Annotated in this window: 13 protein-coding genes; 2 read left to right on the top strand and 11 right to left on the bottom strand. The window is 59.1% G+C overall.

The features are described from left to right. Nucleotides 1-11: 11 nt before the first annotated feature. The 6 genes from RCAS_RS23395 to RCAS_RS14010 all read right to left on the bottom strand — a co-directional run bounded on the left by RCAS_RS23395 (nucleotide 12) and on the right by RCAS_RS14010 (nucleotide 6,718). Entirely contained in the window at nucleotides 12-1,178 is a 1,167-nt protein-coding gene (locus RCAS_RS23395) for an ABC transporter ATP-binding protein (RefSeq protein WP_012121205.1), read from the bottom strand. 232 nt (nucleotides 1,179-1,410) lie between these two features. Further along, nucleotides 1,411-2,646, bottom strand: coding sequence for a lycopene beta cyclase (crtL, locus tag RCAS_RS13990; protein ID WP_041330813.1), 1,236 nt, complete (start codon nucleotides 2,644-2,646; stop codon nucleotides 1,411-1,413). 2 nt (nucleotides 2,647-2,648) lie between these two features. Continuing rightward, on the bottom strand, nucleotides 2,649-3,749 hold the full coding sequence (locus RCAS_RS13995; RefSeq protein ID WP_012121207.1) for an aminopeptidase: 1,101 nt from the start codon (nucleotides 3,747-3,749) through the stop codon (nucleotides 2,649-2,651). Beyond that, nucleotides 3,742-4,767, bottom strand: coding sequence for a gluconeogenesis factor YvcK family protein (locus RCAS_RS14000; RefSeq protein ID WP_012121208.1), 1,026 nt, complete (start codon nucleotides 4,765-4,767; stop codon nucleotides 3,742-3,744). Before RCAS_RS14000 ends, RCAS_RS13995 begins: the two co-directional genes overlap by 8 nt. Nucleotides 4,768-5,038: 271 nt before the next feature. Next, entirely contained in the window at nucleotides 5,039-5,419 is a 381-nt protein-coding gene (locus RCAS_RS14005) for an STAS domain-containing protein (RefSeq protein ID WP_012121209.1), read from the bottom strand. 273 nt (nucleotides 5,420-5,692) lie between these two features. Then, nucleotides 5,693-6,718 carry an STAS domain-containing protein gene (locus tag RCAS_RS14010; protein WP_012121210.1) on the bottom strand — a complete coding sequence of 342 codons (1,026 nt, stop codon included), beginning with the start codon at nucleotides 6,716-6,718 and terminating at the stop codon, nucleotides 5,693-5,695. Between the two features lie 216 nt (nucleotides 6,719-6,934). Here RCAS_RS14010 and RCAS_RS14015 point away from each other — a divergent pair, with 216 nt between their 5' ends. Beyond that, complete coding sequence (locus RCAS_RS14015) at nucleotides 6,935-7,909, top strand: terpene synthase family protein (protein WP_012121211.1); 975 nt, start codon at nucleotides 6,935-6,937, stop codon at nucleotides 7,907-7,909. Nucleotides 7,910-8,038: 129 nt separating this feature from the next. On the opposite strand, the gene RCAS_RS14020 is transcribed toward RCAS_RS14015, so the two are convergent. The 5 genes from RCAS_RS14020 to RCAS_RS14040 all read right to left on the bottom strand — a co-directional run bounded on the left by RCAS_RS14020 (nucleotide 8,039) and on the right by RCAS_RS14040 (nucleotide 14,392). Beyond that, nucleotides 8,039-9,412 carry a GlmU family protein gene (locus RCAS_RS14020; protein ID WP_012121212.1) on the bottom strand — a complete coding sequence of 458 codons (1,374 nt, stop codon included), beginning with the start codon at nucleotides 9,410-9,412 and terminating at the stop codon, nucleotides 8,039-8,041. Between the two features lie 24 nt (nucleotides 9,413-9,436). Then, nucleotides 9,437-10,627: a gluconeogenesis factor YvcK family protein gene (locus tag RCAS_RS14025; protein WP_012121213.1), complete on the bottom strand. Its 1,191-nt coding sequence runs from the start codon at nucleotides 10,625-10,627 to the stop codon at nucleotides 9,437-9,439. Nucleotides 10,628-10,655: 28 nt separating this feature from the next. After that, a complete protein-coding gene (locus RCAS_RS14030; protein WP_012121214.1) occupies nucleotides 10,656-11,762 on the bottom strand; it encodes a phosphohexomutase domain-containing protein in 1,107 nt (368 codons plus the stop codon). 38 nt (nucleotides 11,763-11,800) lie between these two features. Then, on the bottom strand, nucleotides 11,801-13,207 hold the full coding sequence (locus RCAS_RS14035) for a phosphomannomutase/phosphoglucomutase (protein ID WP_012121215.1): 1,407 nt from the start codon (nucleotides 13,205-13,207) through the stop codon (nucleotides 11,801-11,803). A gap of 303 nt (nucleotides 13,208-13,510) precedes the next feature. Continuing rightward, nucleotides 13,511-14,392 carry a sulfite exporter TauE/SafE family protein gene (locus RCAS_RS14040; RefSeq protein WP_198135935.1) on the bottom strand — a complete coding sequence of 294 codons (882 nt, stop codon included), beginning with the start codon at nucleotides 14,390-14,392 and terminating at the stop codon, nucleotides 13,511-13,513. Nucleotides 14,393-15,629: 1,237 nt separating this feature from the next. Here RCAS_RS14040 and RCAS_RS14045 point away from each other — a divergent pair. Continuing rightward, nucleotides 15,630-15,962: a hypothetical protein gene (locus RCAS_RS14045; protein ID WP_157042651.1), complete on the top strand. Its 333-nt coding sequence runs from the start codon at nucleotides 15,630-15,632 to the stop codon at nucleotides 15,960-15,962. The last annotated feature ends 177 nt before the right edge of the window (nucleotides 15,963-16,139 follow it).

Here is a 16,139-nt window from a genome sequence, read left to right on the forward strand (position 1 = left end):
TACCAGGAAACCTACAACGCGCTGGCTTCTGCCGCGCGAGTGTGAGCATCACGTTCGTGTGCAACCCGATCAATGACGTGGCGAGTCGTTTCCGACTCTGCCAGCAACGTGTGAAACTCCTGTCGGTCGAGCACGGCGACTTCGCAGCCGGTGACAAAACTGGCGCGCACACTGGCAGTGCGACACCCTTCGCGCAGCAGCCCGATTTCACCAAAGTAGGCGCCACTGCTCAAGTGGTTGACGATGATCTCGCCGCCGTCAGGATGATCGATGAAGACCTCGACCTCGCCTTTGGTGATGATATAGAAGTTGTCGGCGGGTTCGCCCTGTTTGAGAATAATGGCGCCAGGGGCATAGGTGTGAGTTTCAGCGTGACGCATGACCCATCCCAACTGGTCGAGTGTTAGAGTGGAAAGCGCCTGCGCGACATACTCGTTAACAATCCGTCCATCGGCAAGAATGACCGCCCGACTGACCCGCCGCGCCATGTCGCTGTCGTGGGTGACCATCAGAATGGTTTTGCCCTGATCGACCAGACGCTCGAACAGGGCAAACACCTGTTGCGCCGTCTTTGAGTCGAGGTTGCCGGTTGGCTCATCAGCAAGAATGATCGGCGGATTGTTGGCAAGGGCGCGGGCAATGGCAACGCGCTGCTGTTGACCGCCAGAGATAGCGGCGGGAAGTTTGTGCGCCTGATCGGCCATGCCAACCTGATCGAGCAGCATCATTGCCCGTTCGTGCCGTTCGCGCGGCGTAAACATGGCGCAGAAGTCCATCGGCAGCATAACGTTTTCGACCAACGAGAGCGCCGGGAGCAACTGGAAGAATTGAAAGACGATGCCGACGTTGCGCCCGCGCCAGACGGCCATTTCGCTCTCGTTCAGGGTATGGACGGCGGTATCGCCAATGAACACCTCGCCCGATGTTGGTCGGTCGATGCCAGAGATCATGTTCATAAGCGTCGATTTGCCGCTGCCCGACTTGCCGATAATCGCCACAAACTCGCCGCGATCCACGTTGAGTGTGATCGAATCGAGTGCGGTGAAGGGTCCTGCTGCTGTTTCGAAGGTCTTGCTAACGTTGCGCAGTTCGATGAGGGTTGTGTTGCCGTTCCGGTATGCACCCTCAACATGTGCAGCAACAGTTGCTGTTGTACGCTGGAACCAGCCTTTGAACACAATCCGCTCCTTCCGTCATTACGCAGCCAGCGCGCGGCGATACGCCCGCTGAGACCTCCTCCGTCTTGTTTGACGCAGGAAAGTGTCAACTGTTGCACGTTTTCGCGTTTCCAACAACAGTATAGCGACGATCAACGCGGTTCAAGAGTGACGAACGGAGGATTGTGCGGGTGAATAGTGAGGGTAAGGTATCGGTCGAAGGTCATACGCCGTTTGGAAGAGAGCGAAGGCGTTATGCCTGCCCAAACGCAGCACGACGCAGCAGGGCGTGTTCTGCGCCAGCCGCCGCGATCAGGGTGCGCCGCACGCTGCCCGGCACGCGCACGAACAGTCGCAGCATGGTGCGCGCCAGTTCCGCAGTGCTCAGCGTATCCGACAGATACCCCGTCCATTCGTGGCGCGGCAGGCTGAAGAACGACTCGAAGAATGCCTGGATCGTTGCGCTATTACAGCGCATCAGGCTTGCCAGACCGAACAGGTACAACTGTCGCCGCCGCAACCGCGCCGGAGACCAGAGCGTTTGCCACCCGGCGCGCGCCGCGCTGAGCGGTGTTGCGCCGGCTGCGCCAAGCGCCTGCGCAATCGCCTGCGCCACTTCAGGAGCGCGACGCAACGCCTTACCGACCATGTAGCCCGATGGCGGATGCACCATGCTTGCCGCGCCGCCAAATCCCATCAGCGGCTGATCGAGGTATGGCAATGGATTGTTCATCGGGAAAAGACAGCGCTCGATATGCGCCACCCGGCGCACCGCTACACCACAGGAATCCAATCGACGGCGCAGCCGCCGTTCAAGGGTCGAGAGGGGCACGCCGGGAACATGCGCCAGCGACGTTTCTTCCACAAAGAACTGCCCGCCACCCAGATCCATCGCGTACAGAAAAGTCGGCGGCTCGTGCTGTTCTTCCGGCGCCAGGTGATCGGCGCGGTAATCCATCAGCACCATATGACCAGGTTGCACCGGCGGCGCCGAAAACTCACCGACGATGCCATACGCCGCCTGGCGCGCCACCCGCAGTGCAACTGGACGGCGGAGCAGCGCCGGCGAGTGCCCGCTGGCGTCCACCACCAACCGTGCCGCGAACACCCGACCATCGCGGGTGCTCACCCGCGAGTGCGACACCCGATGCTCGACGGCAGCAGCGACGCCGGTATGCCAGACGACCCCGCCGCGCTCGCCGCGTTCGAGCAAATGCTGCTGTAACCGACGGTTGTCGAACAGTCCATACTCCCGCCGGAGTGGAATCGTCCGGCGCGCAGCATACACCACGACATCCGACCAGCAACAGCCCACGGTGGCGAGCAATTCCGGCGACGGCAGTTCATCGAGCCATACGCCATAGGTATTCTGCCACGGCTTCGTTGGCGCCGTCGCCGATAGCCCCACGACGCGCAGACCGGCGTCGCTCAACGCCGATGCAATTGCCAGCCCGGTCGGACCGGCGCCCACAACCAGCACATCTTCCACGGTCAAATCAGAAACTTCCCTTCTTTGTAGATCAATCGTCCGTCGGCGTATGCTTCACCCTGACGCATATCGCAGATCATATCCCAGTGGAGCGCCGATGTATTGCGCGAACCGGTCTCCGGGTAGCCGGCGCCGAGCGCCAGGTGCACCGTGCCGCCGATCTTTTCGTCGAACAGAATATTGCGACTGAAGCGCGTGATGTCGTAGTTTGTCCCGAACGCAACCTCGCCCAACCGCCGTGCTCCTTCGTCCATAGCGAGCAGCGAGTGCAGCAGGTCTTCGCCCTTGGCGGCTGTCGCCTTCACAACCTTACCATCCTCGAACCACAAACGGATGTCTTCGACTTCGCGTCCAGCATAGATCGCCGGGAAGGTGTAGCGAATGTACCCCTCGGTTGCCGTTTCATCGCAACTGGAGAAGACCTCACCATCGGGGAAATTCCGATCGCCGGCGCAGTTGATCCAGGTGCGCCCGGCGACCCGGTAGGTCAGGTCGGTATCCGGCGCAACCAGGCGAATGACGCTGCACGTGTTTAAGAAATCGGCGATCTGCTGTTGTTCCTCCAGCGTTCTACGCCATTCAGCGACCGGATCGTTATAGTGGAGTTTGCAGGCGCGGTAGACAAACTCCTCAAAATCGCTCAGCGACATATCGGCGTCCTGTGCGGCGGCGTTGGTCGGGAAGAGCGTCACGCACCAGTTGAGCGTTCCTTCGGCGGAGCGCTGCATCACACGCTTCTGGAGGTCACTCAATGCCTGGCGACGCAGTGCAACCTTGCGCGGATCGATCCCGGACAGCGCACGGGTATTCTCACTCGCCATAATGCGAATGGTTGCGTTGATCTCTTCAATCTCCTGGCGCATCATCGGTGAGACGTACCCGATCTGCGCATCGGAGCCGTGGCGCAGAAGCAGTTCATCGGTCTCTTCAAGGGTCATCGCCAGATACGGGTTGGCGCCCGCCAGCAACGCTTCTTTGTACAACGCGCGCACCAGTGGCGCGGCGGCAGGCGGCGCAATAATGCGAAACAGATCGCCTGGCTTGAGTGCCAGCGAATAGCGCACCAGCACTTGCGCCATTTTTTCGACATAGGGATCAGCCATGATGGTTACCTTTCATGATGACAATCTCATAGAGCGCTGCGCGTAGCGCTTCAGCATCATACTGAATCGTATCCTGCTTGTTCCACAGCGCGCGTCGCGGTCCCACTGCTTCGGTCAGTTCACGCACCAGCGGCGTCACGCCAAGCGCCTGGATAGCGACAATTTCGTCATCGTCGGGGCGCAGCAGGTGCAGCCCCTCTTCCGCATACGAACGAATCGCCGCCGGATCGGGGTCGCTGCGATTGATCAGCGCCACATCGAGCGTACCTTGACCCAGCGCCTCGACGATCCGCTGCACATGGTCGATGCAACGATAGCCATCCGTCTGTCCCGGTTGCGTCGTTGAGTTGCAGATATATGCCACCGTTCCGCGGCAATCGGCGAGCGCCTCTGCGATGCCAGCGAACTGGACGCAGGCAAGCACCGACGTCCAGAGACTTCCCGGACCGAGCGTCACCAGGTCGGCGTTGCGGATCGCGTCGAGCGCCGGGGAATAGGCATCCGCCGGTTCGCGCAGGAACAGGCGCGCAATCGGAGGTTTGCCAAGCGCGCGCACCTCGAACTCCCCCTCGACCCGCGTGCCATCAATGAGTTCCGCACAGAGCGTCGCGTTGGCGACGCTTACCGGCAACACCCGCACCGTTGTGGCGGCGAGGCGCGCTGTATGCTCGATAGCAGTTGCGAAATCGCCGGTCACACGAGTCAGTGCGGCGATCAACAGGTTGCCGAACGCCATCCCTTCCAGCGCGGGGATTCCTGCACCATCGAAGCGATGATTCAGCGTCTCCGCCATTACCTGATCGCCGGCGAACGCCGCAATGGTCGCGCGCAGGTCGCCGGGAGCGGGCATTGTGCCGATCTTCCGCGCCAGCCCGGTCGAGCGTCCGGTGTCGGTCACAGCGATCACTGCCGTGCGCGATGCAGCGAATGGCGTAACGGCACGCAACACATGGACAGCGCCGCCGCCGCCGCCAAGAGCGACCACGTGGATATGCCGATCGTGCGCTTGGCGATCCATCGTCGAGACCTGATCCAGTCCCGGTCAGGTTACGTGAACGCGGAAATGAGACACACCCGGTATTATACCAGTTTCGAGGAAGGGTTGAGACGAGAGGCAAGAGGCGCGCGGGTAGCGCCATTGCACCGCAACGGCGCACCATCACGGACAGTAGAGGGGCGAACGATCGAAGGTTGTCCATGAACATAGCGCCATCCGCGCCGCCCTGCCATATTCCGACCATGCACCCTCAACGCGTCGGCGACGGTCACCTCCGCCGCGCAACCTGCGTTCACCTCTTCAACACCTCCTGCGGCGAACGCGCAATCGTGATTGATTCCATCTGTAGCCCGAGGGACGTGATCGTCTGTGCCATTGCCGGAGAGATACCGGTGATCGCCGCCTGGCACCCGATCAACTCGAGCGCCTGCGCCGTCCGGATCAGGCTTTGCGCCACCAGCGTGTCGAATGCCGGAACGCCGGCTACATCGATGATCATCAGCGGGATGGCGTCTTCCCCAAGCGCCTTATAATCCGACCACCTGGCGCCGATCAGCGTCACAAACCCGACAACCGCCAGAACCCACAGCAGTCGGTTCAGAAGACGAAGACGCCAGTGATAGAGCAATTGTGCATCAGGAGAAGGCAACCCAACCGAGAACACACGACTCATCACTCCCCCTCTCGATAGTCCAGGCAGGTCACAGCCCGGCCCCAACCGTCGGCGTATCGCGCCGGTTCCCTGCGTCCAGGCGGAGACCACCGACCGGGCAGGTCACAGCCCGGCCCCAACCGTCGGCGTATCGCGCCGGTTCCCTGCGTCCAGGCGGAGACCACCGACCGGGCAGGTCACAGCCCGGCCCCAACGTCTGGCGTGTCGCGCCGGTTCCCCGCGTCCAGAGGAGGGCCGCCGACCGGGCAGGTCGCCAACCTGCCCCTACGGACCCTACGGTCTGACGCCCAGAACCAGGAGCGCCTCCTGCGGATCACGCACAGTTGACATCTCGTTCAGACTCACACCCAGATGGCTCAGGGTCATGGCGGTTTCGGCGGTGATGCCGGTCAGCACGACCCGACTGCCGAGCAATCGGAGGGACTGCGCCGTGCGGATCAACAACTGCGCTACCATGGTATCGACAGTCGGCACCCCGGCAATGTCGATGATTACCGCATTCGCGCGATGCGTATGAACGGCGTTGAGCAGGCGCTGCGTGAGTTGCTCAGCGCGTCGGCTATCCAGGCGACCAACGACCGGCGCCAGCAACACCCCCTCGCCAATAGTAATGACCGGCGTCTCCAGCACGCTCACCAGATCGAGCAACTGTTTTTGTTCAGCATACTGCTGCTCGATGGTGCGCTGCGCCTCTTCCGCCTGCCGCCGCGCCGCTTCCGCCTCTGCGGCGCGGTTATCCGCCATCGCAACAGCCTGATCGGAAATGGCGAGCAACCGGTCGCTCAGCAGCCAGATGATGACCAGCAGCGTGACCATCCCTATACCGCTGATGAGCGGCAATGCATCGCCAATAACAACGCGATCAACCTGAGACCGTGGCGCAAGACTTGCAAGAAATGCTGCCACGACAATGCTGCCCCCCACGATCACCAACGTTGATGGACGGTGACGCCCCAGACAAATCAGAACGAGTGGAACCAGCAGGAATGGCAACGCCACGAGCGTTTGCTCAGGCAACAGGAACACGCTCGAAACCACAGCGCCATCGATACCGACCGCAAGCGGGATGACTGCCTGCCATAGCACAAAGCGCTCCAGCAGCGCCAGAGTTGCAAGACTTCCTCCAAGCCCCAACGCGATGATGCCGAGATAGGGCGCAAAGCCGGCAATGTTCCCGGTACTCATCATCAGAATGCTGACAAGAAGAAACGAAGTGCAACCACTTATGACGAGCGCAAGAGCGATAATCTGGATCAACCGCCGACGAGCACTGAGAACAAACGCCGAGCCAGACGTCATGATGTTCCTCTCTCCAGGTGACTATATACATGAATCCACTTCTATTATGCCTCAAACAGAGGGTAAGATGATCTCACTCTCTGTTCAAAATAGTGAACATTTCGCAATACTGTTTTCGGGGAGCATTGATATTGTATAAATATAAATAAGATATAGTGAGACGGGTATCGTCTCCGTCCTATACAGCATTCGGACCTTACTGTCCAGGAGACTTCCATGATGACAATCGAACCATGGTATTGGCAGGCGGTCGAATCCATCAACTACCCGTTTCCACAACGTATGCATCAAGCAGTATCCTGGTTGGAAGATGAGATAGTGACCTGGTGCTATGTTCATAAACTTATTCGAGATCACGCACAAGAGCAACACCTGCGCTCGGCGCTCCTGGCAGAATTCATAGCACGTGCCAATGCAGAGATTCCTCCCTCGATGTTACGTCTCATTGGATTGTGGACAGTCTGGTTCTTCCTGCTCGATGATCTGACGGATACATTGCCTTCCGTCGAGGAGCTGGCAGACTTACAGATGCGTATACTTACTGTCGTCTCCGAAGGCAGAGCATACGACTATGATCATCCGTTGATACTTGCAGCAGCGGATCTTAGCGACTTGCTCAAGCAGTGTGCCGGATCGGTCACGCTTGTTCGTTTCCTGCGAGCGCTTGCGCAAACCTTGGAAGCGCATCTCTGGGAAGTCTCTACACGTCTTGCCGATATTCAACCGGACAGTCAAACGTATACAAATATGCGCCTCTGGTCTGGTGCATTTTTTCCAATGATCGCGCTCGCAGACATGGCACAGGGTTCGGTATTACCCTCGCATATCTTCGAGCATGCCATCGTCCAGGAACTGATCCGCGCTGCAACCCAGGCGGTATTATGGTACAACGATCTCTGGTCGTATCCGAAAGAGATACAGAAGCACAAGATGCCACATAACATCGTGCACATTCTTGCGCATGAAAACCGTATACCTCTGTCTGAGGCGCTATCTCTCACCATCGCCCAGCACGATCGGGCGATACAGCAATTTTTGCGTCTCAAAAAGCAGATACACACCCTTAATGGCGCCGAAGACGTCGTGCTGCGCTTCGTTGAGAGTATTGAAGCCTGGCTGCGCGCAACACAGGACTGGTCGCACCGCACCGACCGTTACAGACAACAGATGGTCAGAGCGATCCACCCCTGAAATCGATCCTGGTTTCCCACGCTGTTGAACCGGGAGGGCGAACGGTTGGGGTCAGCGGCGCGGTTCCCACACCGCGGGATCGGGCAGGCGCGCAACCAGAACCGACGCTCCACCCCCAGTTCTCCGTTCTCATCCTCCCGACGCCTCGACCAGATCGAACGCGCGCACGGCGTCCGCCTCCGCCCGCCGCAGTGCTGCATCGTCGCGCCCGCCGCCATCGTCAAGCCCGATGCGGTCGCCGCGCGTCATCGTAAAGACGGCGCGCAGCACCTCTTCCTGCGCGGCGCTCAGGCTCACCTTGCGCCGCGCCATCACCTTCCGCGCAACATCGATCATCGACTGGATGCGATACTCGCGGAAGACTTCGCCACCCCACGTGAAGGGCGGAACATTCTTCGGCGCGAAATGAACGCCGAAAATGTTTGAACCGGTGCCAACCACAGCGCCGCCGTTCAAATGCACGCCGATGCCCAGTTTGACATGATCGGCAAGGAAGCATCCCAACTTGAGAATGCCGCTGTCCAGTTGCCCAAACCCCTCGATCACCATGCGGATCGATCCATAGGTATTCTTCAAGTCGCTATTGGTCGTCATCGCACCGATGTTGACCCACTCGCCGAGGTACGAATGCCCCAGAAAACCGTCGTGGTGCTTGTTGCTGTACCCCTGAACAATACTCGCCTCGACTTCACCGCCGATGCGACAGACCGGACCGACGCTCGTTTCACCGCGTATGCGCGCACTGGCAATCAGCGAGCCGGAACCAACGTAGGAGGGACCCTGAAGAAACGAAAACGGTTCGATTCGAGCGGCATCGATCACGAGAGGACCATCGCGTGCGTCGAGCGCCAGCGGTGGTTCGAGGCGCGCATCACGATGAATGAACACCTGCCGCGGGTTACTGACAACGATCGAAGGATGATCCGGCGGACGATCAGCCGCACTGAACCATCCATCACGCTCGACGAGCAGCGAAACGTCACGAACAATCTGCTCACCATTCAACGCGATCAGGTCCCATGGAAAGGTCAGCAGGCGCGTCTCGACTTCAACAAGCCGTCCAAATCGTCGCAGCTCCGCCAATGCAGCCGTGGCATGTTGTTCCAGCAGATAGGGCAACACCGCGCTCGCCAGCCATGGCGTCAGGCGCGCGCCGAGCAGCACCGGACCGCCGAGCAGTGCGTGACCGGCATCGGTGATGTAGACCGTTCCCGGCGGTTCGTCGCAGAGGTCAGGTAACCAGCGCACATCCATGGCGCGTGCATTCACAAACGTGAGCGGCACACTCTGGCTGAGCAACGCCAGGGGCCAGCGGCCCGCGCCATACGCGCGCGCCAGATGCGGGCGGCAGATGACTGCCGGCGGCTTGCCGATCAGCGCCTGCACACGCTCGCGCAACGTGAAAATACCGCAGCGCAGATCACACACAGGGCGCGTATACGTCAGCGGCAGGAATGTGCGACATCCCTCATCTTCAAAGAGGACGATCATCTCATCAGCCATAGCAGGACCTGCCATCAGTGGGTATTATCTGCGTTTCCAGACCTCCAGAATCGCCGTTGCGAGTTTCTCGGGGTCGTGGCGCAACACGCGCACCGTGCGCCCTTCGCCGGGATGGTCGAGCGATGCTGTCAACTGCACCACCGCCGTCGCCAGATCCGCCTCGATGACTTTGGCGCCCTCGATGAGAATATCGCGCGTCGTCAACCGGTCGGTCGTGCTGACGGCCGTTTCTTCATACTCTTCAGGCGTAAGAAGAACTGGCGTCTGTCCGGCGGCTGCATAAATCCGGCGCACCTCGGCGTCGATACGCGGCGTGTTCACCAGCACATAATCAGGAGTAAATCCGCCAAAGCGCACAATCTGACGCACATGATCACCGACGCCATAACCGGTTGTCATGCCGGGTTCCGTCATCAAACTGCAAATGTAGATTTTGCACGCCTTACTGCGACGGATGGCAGCACGCAGATCGGGAATGAGCAGATTGGGCAGAATGCTCTCATAGAGACTGCCAGGACCAAAGACGATCACATCGGCGGACGCAACGGCATCGAGCGCCACCTGGGTCACCGGCAATGGCGTGATGATCGGACCCTGCTCATCGCCAATGTAGATATTGACGACATGCCGCTCCGCCAGTCGCTCATCGTGCGCAATATTGTGCTTGACATTGAACCGCTGCCCATCGTCGAGTTCAACGAAGACCTCGTATGGTTCCGGAGTTGGCACGACAAAGACGACATTCTCGAAGTTGAACAGACTCGATGCCCGGTAGTAATACTCAACCGGGTCCTGCACTGGAGTGATACAGGTCAACCGTTGCACCGATCGCCCAAGGCTGGCGGTGATCAGGAGACCGGCGCCTCCTGAAAGCACCGTCATCCGGGGAGGCGTCTGGTCACGCTGATAGGCGAGCACCAGTTCGCCACTGGTATCGACCTGCGTATTGAGCGGGATGACCACCACGCCGCTGAGCTGCCAGATGCCAACCGCGAGCGCCATCAATCCCAGGACGGCGAACACCAATCCGCGTGCCCACAATGGCATAAATTGGAGTGTGATGAACGAGAAGATCGGCGGCAGCGTCGCTGTCCGATACATGAAGATAAAAAAGTATGCAACGCCAAGCGACAGGAGAACGATGCCAACAAACGTCAGCGCCAACGGACGGAGCAGGCGCTGGAGCGAACTGAGGCGTTGCACAATGCGTTGCATATTGCTCTTGCTCTCCTGGACAGGCGAGTCACATCCCGGGTGATTGACGCAACTTTTCGCGCAACACGCGCAGTTTCACGTTCCGACGTGCCACCAGTTCGATGAGCAGGAGGGCAGCCAGGGGGGCATCACCGATCCCGCCGTTGCGCCCAAAAGTCGGTTGCCCGTCTTCCGTGACACCGATCAGCAATTGATGCGCTGCGCGCGCTTCGGCAATGCGTGTTGCAGATCGTTCTGCAAACTCAACACTCAACCCGGTTTGCGCTTCCCAGGCGCGCACCCATGCCGCCGATGCCGCCGGAGCAGGAACGATCACGAGCCCGCGCCAGCGATACTGACGGTTGAGATACTGCGCCAGCAGCAGCGCAATATCGAGGTGCGGCGCCAGCTCGCCATCATTGTCCACCACTCCCAACGCCCGACCATCAGCCGATAGCGCAACTCCCAGATGGGAGTCGCTTTCGCGCACCAGTTTCCGCAGACGCACAAGCGAGGCAGTGTGCGGATGCGGCGCCTGACGACCAAACCAGGCATCTGCCTCGCGGTTGATCTCTATCGTCTTCGTCTGTGCGCCATCACCGAGCGTTGCCGGGATAATTCCGCCGGTCGTGCCGTTCATGGCGTCCACAAAGATGGTCAGTGATGTTTGACGGGCCAGATCAATGTCGACAGTCTGACGGAGGCTCTCGATATACGTTCGGCGCACATCGATAACGTCCGCATCGGAAGGTTCTGATGGAAACGGCGGACACTCCGCCGGCAGGTCGCCATCGACAAATGGATCCAGACCTGGCGCCGGAGCGATGATAATCAATCCATTGCTCCAGTAGTCCCGGTTCCCGGCGGACACAATCACCGCGCAATCGGCGACGCCCTGATCGAGCGCAACATCCACAGCGGGACGCGGCAGTGGCGTCGAGCTGAGCACGACACGCGCTCCAAGCGCGCGCAATCCCTGGTAGCAGTCGGCGGCGATCTGCGCCGAAAGAAAGCGGGTATCATACGCAACCAGACAACTCCATCCGCGCGCATTGAGGAGATCTGCAAGCGCCGGGTATCTGCGACGCACTGCGCCAAGGGTGAAATCGGCAGCGACAACGCCTTCCCAGCAGTAGGTGTATCGCGTGGTGTGCATACCAGGCAACAGCAAGGTTCACGTTCAACGACAGTCGCTTACCTGCCGCCAGACCCAGCGCCACCGGTGCTGTGGGCTGGCACAAACTCGCGCAACTTGCCGATCATTATGTCGCGGATCTCATAAGCGCGCTCCAGGGTGCGTGCCTCAAAACGAGTCGTGATTGCCGGTTCAGTATTCGACGCGCGCAGAATCCCCCAACCATCGCCAAAGTCGACGCGCACGCCGTCAACATCAACGACCGGGTAGCGTGCCGCAAAGTAGTCGCGCACGAAGTCAATCGCCTGAAACTTTGCCTCTTCGTTATATGGCAGGCGACCTTCCGAGAGCGCCGGCAACGGCGGAAACGGCGCCAGCGCCTCGACAAGCGTCTGCCCACTCTGTTCCAGCGCATCGAGCAGCATACACCCGGCAAAGATGCCATCGTCGTGGAAATGATGCTCGACTGCGCCAAAGACGTGACCGCTCAACTCACCCGCCAGCGGCGCGCCCACCTCGCGCATCTTCGCCGACAGATTTGAATAGCCGGTCTTCCACATCACCGGTGTGCCCCCAAAGGCGCGGATGGCATCGATCAGCACAACACTGCACTTCACATCAAACACGATTGGCGCCGGTCTGCGTGCCAGCGCCTGTTTTGCCAGAACGATCAGGTAGCGGTCGGCAAAGACGATCTCACCATTCCCATCGACAACACCAAGGCGGTCGCCATCACCGTCGAGCCCAATGCCCATCTCGGCGCCGGTCTCGCGCACGACGCGAATCAGGTCCTGAACATTCTCCTCTTTGAGCGGATCCGGATGATGGTGGGGAAATGTCCCATCAGGCTCGATAAACAGGGGAACGACCTCGCAGCCAATCGCTTCCAGCGTGCGCATACCGAGCGGACCGGCGACCCCGTTCCCGCCGTCGAGCACAACCTTGGGCTTACGTTTGAGCGAAATATGGCGGGTCACATCGCGCACATACTCTTCTGTCACATCCACCTGCTCATATGCGCCATTCCCGGAAGCGAACGAACCGCTCATGGCAATCCGTCCCACCTCTTGAATCTGATCGCTGCTGAACGGCGTACCGCCATACAACGGATCGGAGAGCCGCAGTTTTAAGCCATTGAAATGTGGCGGATTATGGCTCGCCGTCACAACGGCGCCGCCGTCGGCGCGCAGGAAGGAAACGGCAAAATACATCAGCGGCGTCGGCGCCATGCCAATATCAACGACATCGCATCCGCTCCGGCGCAGCCCATCGATCAGCGCCGCAGCATACCCTGGCGATGTCAGGCGCGCATCACGCGCTACCACAATACGGCGCCGCTTGTGCTGCCGGAAAAACGTGCCGCCGGCGCGTCCCAACGTCCGATACACCTCTTCGGAAAGATCGCGATCAACAACGCCACGGATGTCGTATGCGCGAAAAATGGACGGGTGAATAGTCATCATCATGGCGCTCCTCGTGCGACCCGGCAATCGCCGGATTCCAGCCTTCGTATTGTAGTACTAACACACAATCATAGCAACCGGGGATCAGGGGTTCTGCTTTTTTGAGCGCGTTGGTGGCGCTCTTATACCAATGACCTGTGACCATCCGGCATGGTCACCCCGAGCAGCGCGAGGGGTCGTGCGCGACCCGCGCAGATTCCGCGCTGCGTTTACCCTGAGCGAAGCGAAGGGCTCGGAATGACCAGAATGCGGCATCTTCAATCGTCATTGGTACTACGACCGCTGAAAGCGTCCTATTGTGGCAGATTATCGCACCGGACCGATTGTGCGATCCCGACCATGGTGAAAAATGCGGCTTGCCGACCAGATCAGAATGATCCCCAGGCCGATTTTCAGGATTGCCGATGAGATAACACCAACCAGCAGACCGCCAATGACAGCGCCGATAACCGAACCAACGCCCATCGGTGCGATTGTGTCGTTGAGGTCGCGCCGCCCCTGATATGCTCTCTGACTCAGATAGCGAACAACCCCGATCAGCACCGTGGGCAGGCTGATCAACAGGCTTGCGGAGCCAGCAACTTTGATTTCGGCGCCATAAGCAAAGATCAGGGTCGGGATGATCAACTCGCCGCCGGCAACGCCAAGCATGCTGCTGACCAGACCAATCACTAATCCGAAGAGAACCCCGGTCATCACCTGCCAGACCGGATCATCAGGAATCAGCGCCGGGAGTTGTGTCGGCAGAAATCCTTCGATGATCAACAGGCCCCCGATCAGGATAAGAAAGACCAGGATCACCTGTTCGAGCCGTTCATTCGAGAGACGCCCGACTAACGCTGTGCCGATGAATGCTGTGATTATCGCTCCAGCGATCATTGCCATCATCGGGAGCAGCAGGGGCATGATCGGCATCAGGGTGAGCGTTCGACCACGAATGGCGAGCGAGGCGAGGACGGTAATCAGGCTGATCACAACATTGAGCGCCACTGCCCGCCGCGCCGTGTAGCCAAGCAGTCCCGCCAGAATCGGCAACCGAAACTCTGCGCCGCCCAACCCGATCAACCCGCCCAATACCCCAATCGGAATTGCAACTCCGAAGGCATAGCAGGGACGACTGTGGGTGTGCACCCTGATCGATGCATCGGTATCTTCCGGCGTGTTGGGCATGACAATGTTTGACTTCACTGCAAAAAGCGGTAACCACGAAGGTCACCAAGGGACACGAAGGACATGCGCTTCATGGTTCTTCCCCTTCGTGCGCTTCGGGTCCTTGGTGGTTGAGCCTTCCATGACTTCACGGCAACAAGCAACCACGAAGGTCACCAAGGGACACGAAGGACATGCGCTTCATCTGTATCCACCTTCGTGCGCTTCGTGTCCTTGGTGGTTCAGCCTTCCAGGACTTCCACAAAGGGCACCAAGGGACACGAAGGACATGCGCTTCATCTGTATCCACCTTCGCGCGCTTCGTGCCCTTGGCGGTTCAGCCTGTAGCCACGAAGGTCACGAAGGGACACGAAGGACATGCGCTTCATTTTCTTCCCCTTCGCGCGCTTCGTGCCCTTGGCGGTTCAGCCTTCCATGACTTCACGGCAACAAGCAACCACGAAGGTCACCAAGGGACACGAAGGACATGCGCTTCATTATTATTTCCCTTCGTGCGCTTCGGGTCCTTGGTGGTTGAGCCTTCCATGACTTCACGGCAACAAGCAACCACGAAGGTCGCCAAGGAACACGAAGGAACTGCGCTTCATCTTTATTCCCCTTCGTGCGCTTCGGGTCCTTGGTGGTTCAGCCTTCCAGGACTTCCACAAAGGGCACCAAGGGACACGAAGGACATGCGCTTCATCTGTATCCACCTTCGCGCGCTTCGTGCCCTTGGCGGTTCAGCCTGTAGCCACGAAGGTCACGAAGGGACACGAAGGACATGCGCTTCATTTTATTCCCCTTCGCGCGCTTCGTGCCCTTGGCGGTTCAGCCTTCCATGACTTCACGACAACAAGCAACCACGAAGGTCACCAAGGGACACAAAGGACATGCGCTTCATGGTTCTTCCCCTTCGTGCGCTTCGGGTCCTTGGTGGTTGAGCCTTCCATGACTTCACGGCAACAAGCAACCACGAAGGTCACCAAGGGACACGAAGGACATGCGCTTCATGGTTCTTCCCCTTCGTGCGCTTCGGGTCCTTGATGGTTGAGCCTTCCATGACTTCACGGCAACAAGCAACCACGAAGGTCACCAAGGGACACGAAGGACATGCGCTTCATTTTATTCCCCTTCGTGCGCTTCGGGTCCTTGATGGTTGAGCCTTCCATGACTTCACGGCAACAAGCAACCACGAAGGTCGCCAAGGGACACAAAGGACATGCGCTTCATTTTATTCCCCTTCGTGCGCTTCGGGTCCTTGGTGGTTGAGCCTTCCATGACTTTACTGCAAAAAGCGGTAACCACGAAGGTCACCAAGGGACACAAAGGACATGCGCTTCATTTTATTCCCTTTCGTGCGCTTCGGGTCCTTGGTGGTGAAGTCTTTTTGCAGTGGACTCAATATTTGCTCACTGATTGTGCGATCTCTCGCAAGAGATCTACGTTGTTTATTCGATGGCTCCAGACAAGTGATTGCGTGCGCTCAATCGCATTATCTTTCGAAAGCATTGTGCCGGTTGCCGGCGAGTTCGCTTCAGACAGCGCCAACACACAGCAAAGCGACATCAATGACCAGACTGCCGCTATACTCATGTCATGTCATAAGTAATTCAGGACATCGTATCTTAATTCTTTTGTCCAGGCCGGTCAAACCGACTGGATAACCGGTCACGATTGGGATAAACGATGCCGCCGGTCGCCCAAAACATGGGTTTGGGGGCAGCCCCCGAAAAGCGGCGGCGGAATGGCCTCAGCAAGCGTCAACGCACGGCGCCCTGCCGCCCCG

Source organism: Roseiflexus castenholzii DSM 13941, from assembly GCF_000017805.1.
Taxonomy (GTDB): Bacteria; Chloroflexota; Chloroflexia; order Chloroflexales; family Roseiflexaceae; genus Roseiflexus; species Roseiflexus castenholzii.